Source organism: Micromonospora kangleipakensis, assembly GCF_004217615.1.
Lineage (GTDB): Bacteria > Actinomycetota > Actinomycetes > Mycobacteriales > Micromonosporaceae > Micromonospora > Micromonospora kangleipakensis.
In genome coordinates, this window is record NZ_SHLD01000001.1 from 1,452,252 (window position 1) to 1,467,606 (window position 15,355).

Here is a 15,355-nt window from a genome sequence, read left to right on the forward strand (position 1 = left end):
GCGGTGCCGCACCGCCGGTACGTATCGAGCAGGTCAACCTCCGTGGTCCCGGCGCGTCACCGTGGAGCCAGCCGGCGATCTTCTGACTCCGCGACTCCGCGACTCCGCGCCCCGCGACGGGACGGTCGCCTGGCGGAGGAATGGTCGGCCGTCGACCGGGTACGAGCCGCCATGGTCGGTGACGGTCCGCCGAGGGGAGGCAGCTGGCGGGCACCGGCCGACCGGGCCGCCGACGGCCGCGGGGCGGTACGGGTGGCGCAGCTGCGGCGTCGGTCCGCGCAGTCGGTGCGTGAGCGGCTGAGTCGGGTCCGGGCCGGCACCGGCCTGGCGGTGCAGGCGGGGCTGGCGGCGGGACTGGCCTGGTGGGTGGCCGGCGACCTGCTGCACATTCCGCTTCCGTTGTTCGCGCCGATCTCCGCCGTCGTGGCGCTGGCCGCGTCCGTCGGCCAGCGGCTGCGCCGGATCGTCGAGCTGATCATCGGGGTGTCGATCGGCGTGCTGGTCGGCGACCTGCTGATCTACCTCATCGGGGCCGGGCCGTGGCAGCTTGGCCTGATCGTGGTGCTGGCCGTCGTCGTCGCGGTGTTCATCGGCGGCAGCCCGGCGCTGGTAGTCCAGTCCGCCGCCACGGCCGTGCTCATCGGCACCCTCACCCCGTCGGTACCGAACCTGGAGATCCCCCGGTTCGTCGCCGCTCTCGTCGGCGGCGCGGTGACATTGGTGGTGACCGCGGTGTTGCTGCCGCTGAACCCGCTCCGGGTGGTCAACCGGGCGGCTAAACCCGCGTTGGACCTGCTCATTGACCAGTTGGAGGCTACCGCCGAGGCGATGAGAAGTCGGGACGCCGACCGCGCCCAGGCCGCCCTGGACCGGCTGCGCGACAACAAGAAGCAGTTGGGCGCGTTCAGCGAGGCGGCACAGGGGGCCCGGGAGGCGAGCACCCTGTCCCCGGTGCACTGGGGCCACCGGCGCGGCCCCATCGAACGGTACGTGCAGTCGGTGGAGCCGGTAGACCGGGCCATGCGCAACAGCGGAACCCTGATCCGCCGCGCCGTGACGATGATCGAGGACGGCGAACCGATCCCCGAGGCCATGCCGGCGGCGGTGGCCGCGCTGGCTCAGGCCGTGCGGGTGCTGCGGCGCGAGTTCACCGCCGGCGACGATCCCGACAGGGCCCGCGAACAGGCGTTGCGGTCGGTGTGCGAGGCAGGCCGGGCGTACCGGGCGGGGGTGGGATTCTCCGGTGAGGTGGTCGTCGCCCAGGTCCGTACCGCGGCCAGTGACCTGCTCGTGGCCACCGGGACCAGTCAGGACGATGCGAACCGGATGATCCGGCACACCTTCGGCTAGTGCGGTGTCCACTAACGTTCACCGGGTTTGCGGTGGGTGTTGTGGATCCTCGCCTTGGGGGCGAGCGACTCCCCACCGGGTGGTGGGGCGGGCCTCCGCGGGCCAACTGATCCTCGCGCCGCCCGGTCGTGCGCTGGACGGCGGGGGTCACGTCGGGACCGACCGGCACCGGGAAGGTGCCGGCCGGCTCGACGGTGCGTGACCACCTCCGGCAGCACGACCGCTGCCGGGGTGGTGGATCCGCCGCCCGGGATACGGGTGGCGATGATGGCAGCCGCGACGAGGTCACGGTGCCCGGAGAATGCGCAGTGCGGGCAGGACAGGGTCCGCCCACGGGGTTTCGGCACCCGCCTTCTGCAGGCCGGGCAGGTGGAGGAGGTGCCGCGTTCGTCGACCAGCCGGACGGTGATGCCGGCCAGGGTGGCCTTGTCGGTGAGGACCTGCAGGAGCCGGCCGATCTGCCACTGCCGCAGCCGCAGGTTGTGCCGCCGCCCGGCGGCGATGTCGAGTACCCCGCGGGGATCGCCCACGTGCAGCACACCGACCCGCTCCCGCACCGCCCACGAGACGACGCCGCGGGCGGCCTCGTGCTGGGCCTGGCGGACCCGCCGGCGATGCCGGCCCTCCACCAGGCGGGCCCGACGCCGGTACTTTCGCCACCGCCGGGACCCCTTCTCACCCGGTTTCGGCGCCCGACGGGCCACCGCACGGCGGCGGGCTTTCGTGTCGGCCAGGTGCATGCGGTGCTCGGCGCGGATCGCCCGCCCCGACACCAGCAACCCCTCCCCGTCCGGGCCGGCCACTGCGTAGGGGTGGACGATCCCCAGGTCCACCCCGGCCACCCGGGCCGGATCCGGTTGCTCACCGGGCGGGTAGACCGCCACCGGCACCTCGGCGGTCACGTCGAGGAACAGGCGGCCGCCCTCACACAGCAGGGTGACCGACCGGACCTGCTCGACCGGATACGGCACCTCCCGCGCCAGGCGCACCCACAACGGCGCACTGCCCTTGGCGGTGGGGATCCGCACCCGAAGTCCGTCGAGGGCGAACGTGCCGTGATACCAGCGCACCGGCACCAGCCCCCGCCGACGACGCGGAAACCGCGCCGACACGTCACCGGCGCTGCGGCGCTTCGCCGCCGCGAACCACGCATCCGAAAACCGCCGCAACACCGACCGCGCCCCGGCGCAATCGAGTTCGGCGAAGGTGCCCGGCCCCGACGCCGCCAACTCGCGGCACAACTGCTGATAGCCGACCAGCGGCGCGTCGTGACGGCGGCGCCGCCACGCGTTGACCTCCAGCACACACGCCCACACGTCACCGGCGGAGCGCAGCAGCCCGAAACAACGGCGCCGCTGGCCGGGCGTCACCCGCAACGCGACGCGCGCGGTGCGGTGCACGACCCGCGGAGCGGCGGGATCCCGACGACGAGGCACGAACCGAAGCCAACACCACCCCTACGACAATTTCCCAACCCCGACCAACCCGACCAACGTTTGTGGACACGGCACTAGCTCACGCCGGCGTGCGGTCCCACCTCGCCGGCCTGTCCCACCCTGCGGCCGGAGGAGCCGGATCCGCCTCAGGTGTCGGGGTGAGTCGAGGAGGGCAGGGTGGCGGCACGTCGGCCGCGCCGAACAGCGTGATCGTGGTCGGCACCCCGAACTACGACTCGTCGCCCCAGGACGCCCGGACCAATCCGCTGACCGTGCCCAACGTGATGTACGGCCTGCACTTCTACTGGGGCCAGAACGGTGACGGTCAGCGCGGGAACGTGGCCGGGCTCATCTCGAAGGGGATGCCCCTCTTCGCCATCGAGTGGGACACCTCCGACTACACCAGCGACGGCGGTTCTAAGTCGTCGGATCCCGCCCGACCTTGCTCCGCAGGACAGGCTCCCATCGGATGGTCTGCCCGGTCCGCGCTGGCTGGTGCCGGCTCAGCGGCCCGATGGCGCGAGCGTCGCCGCGGGTCCGGTGACCGGCGGGGACGGTGGTCGTTGCCCGAGGCGGGTCATCGCGACGCCGGCGAGCACGATGATCATCCCCGCGATGACGCGTGGCCCGATCTCCTCGTGGAGTACGAGGGCTCCCAGCGCCACCGAGACGACCGGCAGGAGGTATCCGACGGTGGCCGCGCTGGTCGCTCCTTCCTCCGCGATGAGCCGGTAGCTGAGGTAGAAGGTGAATCCCGTGCTGAAGATGCCGAGGACGACGACCGCGAAGACCGCTGTCAGGCGGAGATCGACGGACGCGGTGCCGCCGGCCGGCAGGGCGAGCGCGCTCAGCCCGGTGGCGGCGACGAGCTGGGCCGCGGACAGGGCGATGGGGGCGGTGCCCTGCCCGGCGAGTGCCCGGCCCATGTAGGCGAAGGCGACGGCGTAGCTCGCCGCGGCCCCCAGCAGGGCGAGGGCGCCGGTGCTGAGGAGTCCGGTCTCGTGCCAGGGGGCGAAGATCAGCAGGGTGCCGGCGAATCCGAGCAGCAGCCCGCCCAGCCGGACGGGGCGGAGTCCCCGCTCCGTGCCGATGGCGAGGCCGATCAGCAGGGACCACAGCGGGGTGGTGGCGTTCAGCACGCCGGCCACCCCGGATTCGACGCCCTGCTCCCCGAAGCTGAAGAGGTAGAACGGCAGGGCGTTGCAGAAGAAGGCCGCCACCGTCAGGCGGCCCCAGACCCGGCGACCCCGCGGCAGGCGCTGGCGGGCCGCGCCGGCGAGCGCGAGCAGGACGGCGGCCCCGAGGGCGGAGCGGGTGACGGTGATCTGGAGCGGGGTCAGGCCGTTGTTGAGCGCCAGCTTGATCCAGAAGAAGCCGGACCCCCACAACAGGGCCAGGACGGCCATCCGCACCACCGCGCCACGTCCGTAACTCGTCATCCCAGCCCTCCCCGGTCGGTCCGGCTTGCACGTTGCCCGAAACCACCGGTAAGGACAAGCGTAGAGTTCTTGCCCTACCCTTAAGCTGAGCTACATGCTCGACGTGCGACGGATGCAGGTGCTCCGTGCGGTGGTGACCAGTGGTTCCGTGACCGCCGCGGCGACGGTGCTGGGTTACACCCCGTCGGCCGTTAGCCAGCAGGTCGCGGCCCTGGAGAAGCAGGCCGGGATCGTGCTGCTCGAACGGGTCGGCCGGGGGGTGCGACCGACCGCCGCCGGCCGGCTGCTCACCGAGCACGCCGCCGTCATCGAACGGCAGGTGGCGGAGGCGGAGACGGCGCTGTCGGACCTGCGCGCCGGACGCACCGGCCGGCTGGTGGTCCGCTACTTCGCCACCGCGGGCGCCGCCCTGATGGCACCCGCCCTCGCCCGGCTGCGCGACCAGCATCCCGGAGTGTACGTCGACCTCAACCTGGCCGACGCCGGAGATCCGCTGCCCGAGGTGGCCCAGGGCCAGGCCGACCTGGCCATCGTGGTTCGACCCCATGACCGGCCCTACGGCGGCATCCGTCTCGTGCATCTGCTGGACGACCCGTACCGCGTCGTCCTGCCCCGGAACCACCGGCTCGCCTCGGCGCGGGTCGTCGACCTGGCCGACCTGGCCGACGAGCCGTGGGTGGGCAGCGAGTGGCCCGGACCCTGCCTCGACGTCATCCTCGATGCCTGCGCCACGGCCGGCTTCCGCCCGAAGGTCGTGGTGCAGAGCGAGGACTACGGGACGGCCCAGGCGTTCGTCGCCGCCGGTCTGGGGATCAGCCTCGTTCCCGGCATGGGACTCGACAACCGCCATCCCGATGTCGTCGTGCGTCGACTCCGCAATCCGGAGCCCGTGCGGGCGATCCATGCCGGCGTCCGGGAGACCTCGACCACCCAGCCGGCACTCGCCGCCCTGCTCGCCGCGCTGCACTCCACGACGGCGCGATGAGCCGGGACGCGACGCGTCGGCGACCGGCCCCACCGCACGTCCTGTCGCCGGTATCCGGGAGTGCCGCCTGCGCATCCGGGTAGTCGGCCGGCGCGACGTCGACGTAGCTGTGGCGTCGTACGGGAAGCCACCGAAGTGGACCAATGAACGACCTGAAGGCGTTGGACGAGCTGGGCCGTACGGTCGACCCGCCCACCGCCACCCCCGGCCGGGCGGCTCCGACACAAGGTGCTCACCGAAGCCACCCGGCCGGCCCGCCGTACGCCCCGGAGCGCGATGCCGCGGCTCGGCTGGCAGTTGGCGGCGGTCAGCGGCCTGGCCGCGGCGCTGACCGTCGGCGTCCTGGCCACTCAGGTGGTCTCCTTCGGGGACCGGGCGCCGGTGTCGACGGCGTCGGCCGCCGAGCAGGTCCTCGCTGGCGCGGCCGACCAGGCGAGGCGGCAGTCCGCCCTGCCGGTCCGGGCTGACCAGTTCGTCTACGTCGAGTCGCGCACCGCGACGTTGAGCGTGGAGGAGGATGACTCGGGACGGGGAACGGTCGTTCCGGCGCTGCGGCAGATCTGGCACACCAAGCCGACCTGCCTACGGACGCCAACAGCATGCTGGCGTACCTCTACCGGGATGCGGACGGGACGAAGAACCTGCGGGACCACTGTCCATCCGGCCGAGCCGCCCCCTTGTGTAACGCCAGATGGATCGACGACGCCGGATGAGTGGAGACAGTTGATCTCCAGCCGGCCCTCGCCGTCCGGGAGGGCCGTCACCTGCGACGTGAGGAACTCATGCGATCTCGTTCCCTGTCCCGCTCCATCCGACGTACCTTCTTCTCCGCCTCTCTCGCCACCCTCGCCCTGGTAGGGGGCGCGGCGCTTGCCCCGGCCGACGCGGTGGCGGCCGGGCGACTCCAGCCCGATCTGGTCGTCGACCTGATGGTGACCGACGTGCTGAACCCGGCGGAGGGCGAGACCTTCAACGCCGAGATCGACATCCGGAACAACGGCACCGGCGAGTCGAGCCCGATCAGCGTCACCGTCTCGGTGCCCTCGGGGTTGGAGACGACGACCCCGTACGCTACCGACGCCGGCTGGGCCTGCACGGTGGCGAGCACGACGAGCTACACGTGCTCGTACCCGGAACTGACGGCTGGCGGTCGGGCGAGCCGGCTGCACGTGCCGTTCGTCGTGGCCGGTGCGACGCCGGGCAGCACGGTGCCCATCACCACGACCATCGCCCCGGCCCGGCGCGAATCGAACACCGACAACAACACCGGCTCCGTCACGGTGGCGATCTCCGGTACCTGCGTCATCCGCGGCACCGTCTGGCACGACCTCGACCGCGACGGGCAGCGCGAGGAGGGTGAGCCGGCCATCGCCGACGGCCCGGACGGCGTGTTGAACGTGCGTCTGTGGGCTCGGCAGGGGCAGGCCATCGGCGGCGGCTCGACCACCGTCAACCCGGACGGAACCTGGTCGATCACCGCCCGCACCGAGCTGCTGTACGAGGTCCGGGTGGAGGCGTCCAGCGCGTACGCTCGTACCGTCGCGGACATGGGTGACGACGCCACCGACTCGGACATGGTGACCTCGTACCAGTTCGAGCCGACCCTGCTCGTCGCCAGCGCCGAGTTCTCCGCCGTGCACGGAGGCGAGTACGTGGTCGACGCCGGCCTGGTCACCCAGAGCTGAGCCGGTCGCCGCCCGCCCCAGACAACTCGGGCGGGCGGCGGTCCGGACACCCAGCGGCCGGCTCAGCCGGTGATGTGGGCGAGGACGGTCGTGGCGCTCCCCTCGTGGGCCGGCGTTGCCGGCCCATGAGATCTCGTACATGACTCCTGGGCACTCGTGGGTATCCGCTGGCAGGTAGGCTGGGCACTCGCGCCCTCGTAGCTCAGGGGATAGAGCATCGGTTTCCTAAACCGTGTGTCGCAGGTTCGAATCCTGCCGGGGGCACCTCGAAGATCAGGGAAAACACTACCTGAGCTGGCAATACGCACAGCGCTCGATTGGTTAGCATAGGCAGCCGTAGGCCACTGAGAGCGGCCGTTTGTCGTAGGTCGCGGAACATACACGGAATGATCTTGAGGGTGTCTGCCCAGGTCAAGCAGGATGTTCGGAGCAAGATCCGGAATGGCTTACCATCATTCCGGCCAGGCTACGCCGGTCAACGCCTCGTCAATGCGGCCGTTGACGGTGGCCTCTTCCCATCGATGCACTTCGCGTAGACCTTGAGTAGGACGTCGACGGAGTGCCCGGCCCGCTCGGCGACCTCGGTCGCCGGAACCCCGATGTTGAGCCACAACGAGACCGCAGCGTGCCGCAGGTCGTACGGCCGTCCGGCGAGCGGAGAGTCAACCTGACGCGGCGTCAGCGCCAGAAGGCGCGCCCGTTCCCAGACGCGGGAGTATGTCGGGGCGGCTACGATGTTGCCCCGCTCGCTGCGGAACAGGCGGCCGTCCTTGGCGACACCGAATCGCTTGATGTGTTCCCGCAGGATCTTCACGAGCGCGGGCGGGATCGGCACGCCGCGCGGCTCGTCTTCGGCCCGGTGCTTCAGCCCGCGATCGTCGTGGACTTTGGCCGCTGTCGGTCCACCGCTTGCCCGCCTGGGGGCGACTCTTCGCCAACGTCAGGCGTCCCCATCCCGTCTCGGGAAGGTCGCAGTCCTGCTCCCGGAGCCCCAGCCCCTCGCCGGGGCGGAGCGTGGCGAAGTACAGGCAGGCGAAGAACGCGACCAAGCGCTCACCACGTTTCGCCTTCCCCCGCTGGCCGACGTAGGTAAGGGCGATCAGCAGTTCGAGCGCCTGTCGCTGGTTGACGACCACCCGGCGGTCGATGACCTCGGCGACCTTCTTGCGCTGCGACCGCACGCGAAGCTTGTCAATCGGGTTGAACTCCAACTCTTCGAGCTCGACCGCGTACTGAAGCGCGTTGTAGAACACCGACCGCTTGCGACGCATGGTCGTGGCGGCGGCCGGCTTGCCGTCGAGCTTCACCGCCAGGACGTCGAGCGCACCCCGCACGGTCCTCGGTTCCCGAAGGTCGGGCAGCGGCAGCAGACTCGACGGTCCGTCAGGGGCGCGCGGTCAGCGGCTGAGAGTGTGCGGGGCGGCCTGTTATCCGCGTCCAAGCCAGGTGGCGACGCACGCCTCGTTGCCCTCGGCGTCGGCCAGGACCCACCACATCGGCGCGTGTGCATCGGAGACCAGTCGGCCGCCCGCGGCCAGGGCGGCGGCTATGCGGGCCTGCGCCTGATCGTGCGGGACGGCGACATCGAGATGCATGCGGTTGCGTTGTGGACGCGCGGTATCCATTCGCTGCAACCCAAAGCCCGGGCCACGGCGCGACGGGTCGAACAGGTAATCCTCGCCGATCTGGCGGTAGCCCAGCACCGCGCGCCAGAACGGCAGCACCTCCGTTCCGACGAGTGCGTCGAGGGTGACGTTGATGAGCTGCACGGCAGCCGGGTCAGCCGAGATGTCCAGATCCCTGGCGGCGGCCGAGATACGTCGGGCCAAAGCTATGTTGCGCAGCCCGAGGGATACGGTGACGCCAGCGTTGCGCAGGTCGACGTTAAGATGGCGCTGTTCAGTTTCGTCGGCGAGCCGGCCGATTTCATCGACGAGCGCGATGCCTTTAGCAAACGAGCCGGTCTTGAAGTAGGCCGAGACCAGATGGTATAGGGAGCGCCAGTCCTCGACGCCGTCGGCTTCGTGGAACTGCCCTGCCGTGATCTGGCCAGTCATGCCAGCGAACATAGACGGTGTGTCACCGTCGCGGCCACCGGCAACGCCTGCAAGCGGCAGATTCGGACGTCGGGCGGAGGCGGATCGGTGAGGGTGCGCCAGCCGTACGGGTCCCCCGTGCCTACTTGGTTGCGGAATTGACGAGCGCTGTCAACGCGGGTAGCTCGGCATCGGCGGCGGCGATCAGTGCCTCTACGGTCCGCGGCGCAGTGCCGGTGTATCGCTGCGCAATAGCGACGAGCTCCGGGACGGGCTCGGGTACGCGGTGAAGGCCGTCGACAGTCTCCAAGGGTCCAACGCCGCTCGCCAGCAGCCAGAGGTAGTCACCCAGGTCTCGGGCGATGACCTGCAGTTCGCCCTCCGAACCGAGGAACACGATGGGTTGTGTTTCGATTGCGGCTCCCGGCGCACGGATCCAGAAGGCAGCCAACCCGCCGGACCCGTCGCGCCCGAAGACCCGAAACGGTGGGGCGCCGGCGGCAGAGTCGCCGGTCCAGTGACGCCACCACTCGGTGGTCTCGCCGGACCACATGAACATGACGTCCGGCTGGAAGTCGTGGCCGTCGTGGTCCTCGAAGAACCCCGATGCGTGTGCTTCTTCGACGACGGCCGGCAGTGTTCGGTCCTCCTCTGTCACCAAGCGATCCTACGCAGACGGACACGGCTGCCCTGCCGGGAAGACCTCGCCTGCGGTCGCACGGCGGACAAACCGCCGGGCATCCGCTGATCGGCAGATCCGGTCGTCGTAGCGACCGCCCGGCCCAGTGAGCGGATGAACATCCGACGCTGCCCGTGCGTCCGCGGAGGCACCGAAATCCGAGTTCGACGCCAGCGAAGGCTGGCGTGCCGACGCGGGCCTGTCGAGGCCGGCAGCGAGGGTGTACGTTGCGCCGATGAGTCGAGAGGACCAGGTCCCGGCGGCCTCACTCGGCGGCCGCGTAGTGGTGTCGGCACAGTTGCTGTTCCTGACCGTGTACCTGGTCGGCAGCTTCGGTGTGCTGCTCGTGGCCGCACTGCACACCGGTGACTTTTCGGCTGTACTAGACCCGCGGTTGGAACGGTTGGGCGATCCGAAGGACTCGCTTCCGCCGGCCGGTCCGGACTCGGTGTGGAACCCGCTGGTCTGGGTGTTCGGGATCAGCCGCGTGGTGGCGATGTTCGTCTACCCGCTCGCGTTCCTGACCTTGATCCTCGGCGTGGCATCCCTTATCCGTACCTGGCGGACCGGCGACCGGAAAGCATTCGGCTGGCTCGTCATCAGCACGGGAGTGTGGTTCGCGCTGGCGACGCTCGCCCTGACTCCGTACGGCACCCAACTACATGGCTGGTTGCTCGACTGAGCCATGAACCCCGCTAAGCCGCCATCGAAGCTCCGTACAACCTGAACGCGGCATGTGAGGATGCTTCCGTTCGTTATCGGTTGCAGGCGAGGGCGTGTCCCGGCCATGAGGAAGACTGCGCCAGTGAACGATTACCGGCTGTGCCGTCTTTCGACGTCTGACGGCGAACTAGAGCTTGCCGGACCGCCGGCTGCTCTTCGTGCCCTTGCCCGGCTGCTCCGCGAGCCTTGGGAGCGGGTGGAAGCTCAGGTTTCGGGCGGAGTTGTCGTTCAGGAGCGGACAGCAGGACCGCTGACCGTCAGCCTTCGAGGCGAAGCAACGCTGCATCTTTCCGGCGCTCATCGGTATCTCGACATCCTTTGGGACGCCCTCGACGGTGTGGCTGAGCAAGCCGAAAGCGCTGAGGATCGCGGAGTTCACCGGCATCAGCACATCGAGTACCTTTCGGATGACGAATACCGGTCGCCGGAGTCTGTCCCTCTGGTCATTGTGTCCGATTGGCCAGAGGCGGCATAGCGGACGAGCGGTGACCGCAGTCTCGGCCCATCGCGCCTCCCTCAGTACCGCGCGGCGAACGCCCTCACATCGGCAGATCCGGTCCTGCAGCGACCGGTGAGCCCGCGCCCTGATCGCAGCAGATCCGGATGTCTGATCGATGTGTATCGGTGTTCAGCCGGTACTGGCCTGCGAGCAGTAGGTCACGTGTGGGGATGGCTGGTGATGCCGTCCAGGATGGTGATCAGGTTGTGGTGGAAGGTTTCCTCGGCGTTGAGGTGGGCGCCGTCGATGACGAGCCGGGCGACGGTGGGGTAGCGGCCTGTTTCGAGCATGCGTGTCAGGTAGGGTCCGAGGGCGGCCTGCCAAGCGGACACGTCGGTGCCGGTTAAACGGGCGGTGCGTCGCTCGGTGATCTCCCTGCGGAGCGCTCCGACGATGAACGCGTTGAGGGCGCCTAAGGCCCGCTGAAGATCGTCGATACCGCGCACGCCGGGGGCCTGGCTGAGCGCCGCCGCGGTCGATTCGCCCACGGCGAGCGCGTGAGGTCCTAAGTGTGGCCTTCCGCCGAGCAGGTCGGCGAACCACTCATGGTCAAGGGCGGCTTCGCGGGTCGCCTGGGCGAGGGCTAGCACCGTGGCGCGCCACTCGGGGTGCTGGCCGGCCTCGGCGATCTGGGCATACACGGTGTCGACCATCAGATCGAGCAGTTCGGATCTGTTGATCACGTAGTCGTAGAGCCGCATCGGACCGACACCGAGCTCTTTGGCGATCTTGCGCACCGATAGCCCGTCGAGGCCGTGTGCGTCGGCGAGCCGGATCGCCGTGGCGGCGATCTTCGCGCGGCTCAGCGGCACCGGCGTCGCCCGCGGCTGAGGCTCGGGCCGTTCCCAGACGGGCAGCAGTGCGCTACCGTACGGCGTATCCATAAGATACAGCGTACGGTAACGGAGATGTTGATGCGAATTGCGATCGCCGGCGGTGGCCTCGGCGGCCTGACGCTGGCCCGAATCCTGCACCGGCACGGCATCGGCGCGGTGGTGTACGAACGCGAGGCAAGCCGATCCGCGCGATCGCAGGGCGGCTCGCTCGACCTGCACCCGGAGTCCGGGCAACAGGCCCTGGCCGCGGCGGGTCTCGCCGGCCGATTCCGGTGCGAGGCACGGCCGGAGGGCGAGGAACATCGCATCCTCGACCCGGCCGGACGCACCCTCGTGCACCACAAGCCACGACCCGGCTCATTCTCCGGACGCCCCGAGATCGACCGCAGCGCACTGCGTGATCTTCTGCTCGATTCGCTCCCTCGCGACGCGGTCGCGTGGCAGCACCGGCTCGTCGCGGCGACGCCACGACCCGACGGAGGCTTCGGGCTGACGTTCGATGGCGGCCGCAGCGGCGACTGCGACGTCCTCATCGGCGCGGACGGCGCGCGCTCGATCGTCCGGTCGCTGCTGACCGACGCGAGACTGTCCTACGTGGCCACCTTGGTAGAGCTGAGCATCAGCGACGCCGACCGGCGCCACCCGGATCTCGCCGATCTGGTCGGCCCCGGAAACCTCTGGTGCATCGGCGTGAACCAGATCCTGGCAGCACAACGCTCCGGCGACGGCAGCATCCGAGTCGGGATCTCCCTACGCGCGGACGATCGCCACATAGACACCTACCGCAGCAAGCGCGCTCTGCTGGACATGTTCGATGGCTGGAACCCCAGCCTCACCGCACTCATCGAAGCCGGCGACAGGCCGCCGACCCCACGCAGGATCGAGGCGATGCCCACCGGTACACGCTGGGCCCACCAGCCGGGCATCACCCTCATCGGTGACGCCGCGCACCTCATGCCGCCGGTCGGCGAGGGCGCCAACCAAGCCATGCTCGACGCCGCCGAACTCGCCGCCGAACTTGCCACCAACCCCGCCGACCCCGACTCGGCGATCCGGACGTACGAGGAGGCGATGTTCATCAGAACCCACCCGATCGCCGAAATGTCCGCACGAGTCCAGGCAATGATGCTGTCCCCCACCGCAGCCGACGACATCATCCGCTTCTTCACGCCGCGGCCCACCGAGCCGGCACCCGCAGATTGACAACACGCGACGCAGCCAGCCTCGCCCTGGTAGACGCTCCTGCCCTGGAAGATCGGATGTCCGCTCATCGGCAGAAGCGGATAGGCCAGTCCTCTCCGGCCGCCCCGCGTTCACAGCGGGGAGCCAACGAGCCAGCGCATCGTGGCACGCATCAAGTGAAGCCACGACGTAACGCATCAAGCGGAGTACGTAGCCGCCCGCTCAGCCGGGGCAGCCTGATCGGACTCGAGCGGAAGGTTCTTTGGGTGGACGGTCCCTTCGACGGCCTTCAGCTGAGCTGTTCGGCCAGTCCGACGATGATGCCCTCGGGGCCGCGGACGTAGCAGAGCCGATAGACGTCCTCGTACTGCGCCAGCTCGCCGACGAGTTCAGCTCCGTGGGTGCGCAGGCGGGCAACGACGTCCTCGATGTCGTCGACGGCGAACATGACGCGATGAATGCCCAGCGTGTTCGCCGGTGCATCCTTCGGCTCGGCGCTGATCGCCTTCGGCGTGTGGAACATCGCCAGCTCGATTCGGCCGTGGCCGTCCGGGGTCCGCAGCATTGCGATGTCCTGTCGGACGTCGTCGATCCCGATGACCCGCTCCACCCAACGTCCCTCGATTGGCGCCTTGCCCTCCAGCTCCATGCCAAGTTCGACGAAGAACGAAATAGCAGCGTCAAGGTCGTCGACAACGATGAGGACGTTGTCCATCCGCTGGATCGTCATGCTGGGTCTCCTTGGTGTGGTACGGCCACGGTGGCCGCATCCGCCCCTGAGACAGAGCCGCCGGGCCGTTCTCGACATCCTTGCAACATCTTCTTCGGGAACCTCTTGACGCGGCCGCGACCTGGCCGCGCATCTGCTCTGCCTCCTCAAGCAGCGCGCCGCGTCGGCTGTCGCACACGCACCGGTCCACGCCTAGACCATCCCCGCCCCAAGCGAACACCGCCAGCAGGTAGGCGTTTGCGGCGGCTACCGGGTCGCTTCACCCTTGCCTGCCTCGGCCGTCTTGACGACTGCCCACCCCTGCCGACACGGCCAGACATGCCGTGGCGGCGATCGCCGATGCAACAGAGCCGTGTGAGGGCGGCTGGCCCCGTGGGCGACGGACGAGTCGGCCAGTACGCCGGATACTGCTGGGGTGAACAAGGATCTTCCAAAGGTCGCTCTCGAGCTCTGGCGGGCGGATGCGCTCGTTCTGTTCGATTGGCTCCAGGAAATCGACCTGAACGCGGTGCCGATCAGCCATCCGGCTCAGAAGCAGGCGTTGATGGACCTGCTGACCCGTCTGGAGGAGACCGACGCGGCGGTGGCGACGCACGAGGAGACCGATGCGGCGAAGGCAGAGGTCAGTCAAGACATGGGCTGGTGACGGTCTGAGGAGATCGGGGCGGAGCTGTCGACAGCAACGCTGACAGCAACTGACTCGGACTGGGGCGACTGTTGCCGGCCGGCCCCGGACGGTCGCCCGAGGTCGCGGACGAGGGCGGACCACGCCAGACAGAGCGCCCAGAACTTACAAGCGAGGGGTCGTTGCAGTGCGGCTGCAAGAGGCAGTATGCCGCGCCGAATAAGGGCTGCATCCTCACCAGTGGTCAGCCAGCATGACGGGGTGCCTGACCTTGCATGGAACGACGTGAAGAACTTCTTCGACCCGAACCTGATGGGTGCATTGCCAGACGTCCGTGTCGAAGATGCTTCCGTGGAGGACTGGCAGGCGGTGTTCGACCTGGTCCAGGCGCAGGGCTGGAGGTGGGAGTATTCAGAGGGCGACGCCGTCTCACCGCTTCCTTCAGCAGCCGACGTGCTGGCGAGACCTGCTGGCGCTGAGCTGCCGATCTTGCGAGTATGGCCGGTCCCTGGCGTCCTTGTGAACTTCTGGCCATACGCGGCGGCCGAGATCGACTTTGACATCGACCTGCGGGAGCTGCAAGGTCAGGAGCGGCTGAACATACTGTGCGGGTTCTTTGCCGCGATCGGGCGCCGGCTCGGCAAGTGGGTCTTGATGGCTCCCGAGGGCGACTACCAGCATCCGGTGCTGGGCTTCGATGTCGAAGCTGACCGTGTCGTACTGCTGGCTGACCCACGTTTGCCTAGCAATGGCCAAGGTGACCCTGGCGTGCCTTCAACGGCCGGAGGATGTTGAGCTGCTACGTGTGGCGCCACGGACCTCCACGCCTTCGGCTCGGACTGGAACACCATCGCCGAGGGCCTCTACCGCCGGGCAGACAGACTCGCCGCCGGGCAGGACCCGACCTCCCCCTGACTCGTCTGCTGCAGATGGCCGTGTTGGCGCTCCTCATCCTTGGCGCCGCCTACGCGGGAACGCACGCGTGGATGGCTGCCGACAGCAACGGGCCCAGACCACGACAGCGGCCGACCGGCGCGTGCGGAGAGTCGCCCGAGGTCGCGGATGCGGACGGACCCCACCGGACGAAGCGCCCAGAACTTGTAAGCGAGGCGTCACCACCGGCCGGGGCAGGCGCCAGGAGGCGGCACGG

General features: G+C 69.3%; 15 protein-coding genes, 1 tRNA gene and 1 pseudogene. 10 read left to right on the plus strand and 7 right to left on the minus strand.

The window, feature by feature from the left end; translation table 11 throughout:
- The first annotated feature begins 171 nt into the window (after positions 1-171).
- Positions 172-1,350, plus strand: a complete 1,179-nt coding sequence (locus EV384_RS07080) for an FUSC family protein (RefSeq protein WP_130331234.1) — start codon at positions 172-174, stop codon at positions 1,348-1,350.
- An 11-nt stretch (positions 1,351-1,361) separates the two neighbouring features.
- Here the strand turns inward: EV384_RS07080 and EV384_RS07085 are convergent, their stop codons facing one another.
- The gene (locus EV384_RS07085) at positions 1,362-2,786 is read right to left on the minus strand and encodes an RNA-guided endonuclease InsQ/TnpB family protein (protein ID WP_130331236.1); all 1,425 of its coding nucleotides are present in this window, start codon (positions 2,784-2,786) and stop codon (positions 1,362-1,364) included.
- Between the two features lie 158 nt (positions 2,787-2,944).
- Between EV384_RS07085 and EV384_RS37195 the strand changes: the two are divergent.
- Positions 2,945-3,181: pseudogene (locus EV384_RS37195) on the plus strand (cellulase family glycosylhydrolase); the annotation flags it as partial.
- Between the two features lie 108 nt (positions 3,182-3,289).
- Here the strand turns inward: EV384_RS37195 and EV384_RS07090 are convergent.
- Complete coding sequence (locus tag EV384_RS07090; protein ID WP_130331238.1) at positions 3,290-4,225, minus strand: DMT family transporter; 936 nt, start codon at positions 4,223-4,225, stop codon at positions 3,290-3,292.
- Between the two features lie 94 nt (positions 4,226-4,319).
- Here EV384_RS07090 and EV384_RS07095 point away from each other — a divergent pair, with 94 nt between their 5' ends.
- From EV384_RS07095 to EV384_RS07105, 3 genes are all read left to right on the plus strand, one after another.
- Positions 4,320-5,210 carry a LysR family transcriptional regulator gene (locus EV384_RS07095; protein WP_130331240.1) on the plus strand — a complete coding sequence of 297 codons (891 nt, stop codon included), beginning with the start codon at positions 4,320-4,322 and terminating at the stop codon, positions 5,208-5,210.
- Between the two features lie 782 nt (positions 5,211-5,992).
- A complete protein-coding gene (locus EV384_RS07100) occupies positions 5,993-6,895 on the plus strand; it encodes an SdrD B-like domain-containing protein (RefSeq protein WP_130331242.1) in 903 nt (300 codons plus the stop codon).
- A gap of 191 nt (positions 6,896-7,086) precedes the next feature.
- Positions 7,087-7,159, plus strand: a tRNA-Arg gene (locus EV384_RS07105).
- A gap of 398 nt (positions 7,160-7,557) precedes the next feature.
- On the opposite strand, the gene EV384_RS07110 is transcribed toward EV384_RS07105, so the two are convergent.
- The 3 genes from EV384_RS07110 to EV384_RS07120 all read right to left on the minus strand — a co-directional run bounded on the left by EV384_RS07110 (position 7,558) and on the right by EV384_RS07120 (position 9,589).
- Positions 7,558-8,229, minus strand: coding sequence for a site-specific integrase (locus EV384_RS07110; RefSeq protein WP_207232252.1), 672 nt, complete (start codon positions 8,227-8,229; stop codon positions 7,558-7,560).
- Between the two features lie 93 nt (positions 8,230-8,322).
- Positions 8,323-8,952, minus strand: a complete 630-nt coding sequence (locus tag EV384_RS07115; protein WP_207232253.1) for a VOC family protein — start codon at positions 8,950-8,952, stop codon at positions 8,323-8,325.
- A gap of 121 nt (positions 8,953-9,073) precedes the next feature.
- Positions 9,074-9,589 carry an SMI1/KNR4 family protein gene (locus EV384_RS07120; protein WP_130331246.1) on the minus strand — a complete coding sequence of 172 codons (516 nt, stop codon included), beginning with the start codon at positions 9,587-9,589 and terminating at the stop codon, positions 9,074-9,076.
- Between the two features lie 256 nt (positions 9,590-9,845).
- On the opposite strand from EV384_RS07120, the gene EV384_RS07125 reads away from it, so the two are divergent.
- Together EV384_RS07125 and EV384_RS07130 are read left to right on the plus strand one after the other, a co-directional pair.
- The gene (locus EV384_RS07125) at positions 9,846-10,292 is read left to right on the plus strand and encodes a hypothetical protein (protein ID WP_130331248.1); all 447 of its coding nucleotides are present in this window, start codon (positions 9,846-9,848) and stop codon (positions 10,290-10,292) included.
- Between the two features lie 123 nt (positions 10,293-10,415).
- Entirely contained in the window at positions 10,416-10,808 is a 393-nt protein-coding gene (locus EV384_RS07130; protein ID WP_130331250.1) for an Imm32 family immunity protein, read from the plus strand.
- Positions 10,809-10,990: 182 nt separating this feature from the next.
- Here the strand turns inward: EV384_RS07130 and EV384_RS07135 are convergent, their stop codons facing one another.
- Positions 10,991-11,716, minus strand: a complete 726-nt coding sequence (locus EV384_RS07135; protein WP_165439884.1) for a TetR/AcrR family transcriptional regulator — start codon at positions 11,714-11,716, stop codon at positions 10,991-10,993.
- A 24-nt stretch (positions 11,717-11,740) separates the two neighbouring features.
- Here EV384_RS07135 and EV384_RS07140 point away from each other — a divergent pair, with 24 nt between their 5' ends.
- Entirely contained in the window at positions 11,741-12,871 is a 1,131-nt protein-coding gene (locus tag EV384_RS07140) for an FAD-dependent oxidoreductase (RefSeq protein WP_242623970.1), read from the plus strand.
- 268 nt (positions 12,872-13,139) lie between these two features.
- Here the strand turns inward: EV384_RS07140 and EV384_RS07145 are convergent, their stop codons facing one another.
- Positions 13,140-13,580, minus strand: a complete 441-nt coding sequence (locus EV384_RS07145) for a VOC family protein (protein WP_130331254.1) — start codon at positions 13,578-13,580, stop codon at positions 13,140-13,142.
- A gap of 415 nt (positions 13,581-13,995) precedes the next feature.
- On the opposite strand from EV384_RS07145, the gene EV384_RS07150 reads away from it, so the two are divergent.
- Both EV384_RS07150 and EV384_RS07155 read left to right on the plus strand, forming a co-directional pair.
- Positions 13,996-14,226, plus strand: a complete 231-nt coding sequence (locus EV384_RS07150) for a hypothetical protein (protein ID WP_130331256.1) — start codon at positions 13,996-13,998, stop codon at positions 14,224-14,226.
- A 240-nt stretch (positions 14,227-14,466) separates the two neighbouring features.
- Positions 14,467-15,000, plus strand: coding sequence for a hypothetical protein (locus tag EV384_RS07155; RefSeq protein ID WP_130331258.1), 534 nt, complete (start codon positions 14,467-14,469; stop codon positions 14,998-15,000).
- The last annotated feature ends 355 nt before the right edge of the window (positions 15,001-15,355 follow it).